At 65.2% G+C, this 1421-nt stretch carries 1 protein-coding gene; it reads right to left on the bottom strand.

From position 1 onward, the window contains the following. Nucleotides 1–53: 53 nt before the first annotated feature. Nucleotides 54–1265, bottom strand: a complete 1212-nt coding sequence (locus J2Y58_RS20935; protein ID WP_310107443.1) for an IS256 family transposase — start codon at nt 1263–1265, stop codon at nt 54–56. Nucleotides 1266–1421: the final 156 nt, after the last annotated feature.

The raw sequence follows: 1421 nt of genomic DNA on the forward strand, positions 1-1421 counted from the left end.
GGTCGTGTCCGTCAACGTGGTGTAATTTCGGGTGTGCCACCTGGCCGCATCGTTCAGGCGGCCTTGGGTGTAATCTGTAGCGGTGGCACCTCCTCGATTTGTGGTGTGACGAGAGCGGCCATGCCCTCGATCTGCATGTAGCGGTTCTGGAGCTGGTACTCGTCGTTCTGTTCGAGCAGCACGGCGCCGATGAGGCGGGTGATGCTATCCTCGTTGGGGAAGATGCCGACGACGTCGGCGCGGCGCTTCACCTCCTTGTTCAATCGTTCCAATGGGTTGGTCGAGTGCAACTTCGTCCGATGCTGTTCGGGGAAGGTCATGTAGGCGAGCACGTCGTGCTCGGCATTGTCCATGCAGGCGCCGAGTTTCGGCCAGCGGGCGCGCAACTGGTCGGCGACGTGGCGCCAGCTCTGGGTGGCGGCCGCATGGTCTGGCTGAAGGAAGACCTGCCGGATCGCGGCGGCCACCATGGTGTTCTGGCCCTTTGGCACATGGGCAAGCGCGTTGCGCATGAAATGGACGCGGCAGCGCTGCCAGGTGGCGCCGACGACGCGGGTGATGGCGGCCTTCAGGCCTTCGTGCGCGTCGGAGATGACCAGCTTCACGCCCTTCAGGCCGCGGCGGACGAGATCGCGCAGGAAGGTCGACCAGAACGGCTCGGCCTCGCTGGGGCCGATGTGCAGGCCGACGATCTCGCGCTTGCCCTCGGTGGTGACCGCGACGGCGATTATGGCGGCGACCGAGACGATGCGGCCGCCCTCGCGCACCTTGAGGTAGGTCGCGTCGAGCCAGAGATACGGCCACTCGCCGGTGAGCGGGCGCTTCAGGAAGGCGTTCACCCGCTCGTCGATGTCCTTGCACAGCTTGGACACGCTCGACTTCGAGATGCCCGACATTCCCATCGCCTGTACAAGCTCATCGACACGCCGCGTGCTGACACCGGCGATCCAGGCTTCCTGGATGACGCTGACCAGCGCCTTCTCCACCGTCTTGCGGGGTTCCAGGAAGCCGGGGAAGTACGCGCCGGTGCGCAGCTTGGGGATCTTCAGGTTGAGCGTGCCCAGCCGGGTGTCGAGCGCCCGGTCGCGATAGCCGTTGCGCCAGGTGCTGCGCTCGCCGGAACGCTCGTGGCGGCCGGCGCCGATGAGGCCGTCGACATCGGCCTCCATGAGGATCTGCAAAACGCTCTCTGCGACGCTGCGCAGGAAATCGCCGTCTCCGGTCTTCGCCATCAGTTCGGCAAGCGGTAGTCTGTCGTCGGTCATCGGGAATTCCTCGGTCAGGTTGAAGTCTGGAAACTCCACCATATCCGATGTGCCCGGTGGCCACCGAGACGCCGATGCCGGGGTGGGGCCTTGGCCCCACCCCGGCATACACCGCCATCTACACCGGGAAATTACACCACGAACGCGGACGCTAGC

The organism is Sphingomonas sp. BE138 (assembly GCF_031456125.1).
Taxonomy (GTDB): Bacteria; Pseudomonadota; Alphaproteobacteria; order Sphingomonadales; family Sphingomonadaceae; genus Sphingomonas.